Below are 294 nucleotides of genomic sequence, written 5' to 3'. Positions count from 1 at the left end.
AAGATTTCTAATAAAGAAGCGGTCATTAACTCCGTCTCCGTTTGGAGAGAAAGCTTCGGGAAACTCACAGCTTTCCAGGGTGATGGTTACAGCAAGTCGTTCTGAACTCTCACAGTCTGAATCTGTACCGGTTGAGGTAGCATAATAAGTTATCCCATCCCTAAGGGTTGTAGAAGTAGTTAGAACGTCACCACCGGTTTGGGTTGCATACCAGGTAATATCTCCATTTGCAGATACAAACTCTTCAAGATCGGCTAAAGTGGCATTGTCTGATTCACAGAACACATTTCCGGT

Annotated in this window: 1 protein-coding gene; it reads right to left on the bottom strand. The window is 43.9% G+C overall.

What is annotated here, in order from left to right; all coding sequences use genetic code 11:
* Nucleotides 1-285: immunoglobulin domain-containing protein (locus tag HC176_RS19030; protein WP_483414766.1), on the bottom strand; the 285-nt coding region annotated here is incomplete at its 3' end.
* Between the last annotated feature and the right edge of the window lie 9 nt (nucleotides 286-294).

Source organism: Tamlana crocina, assembly GCF_012037625.1.
The sequence above is the reverse complement of the archived record's forward strand: the minus strand, read 5'-3'. Positions and strand labels throughout refer to the sequence as shown.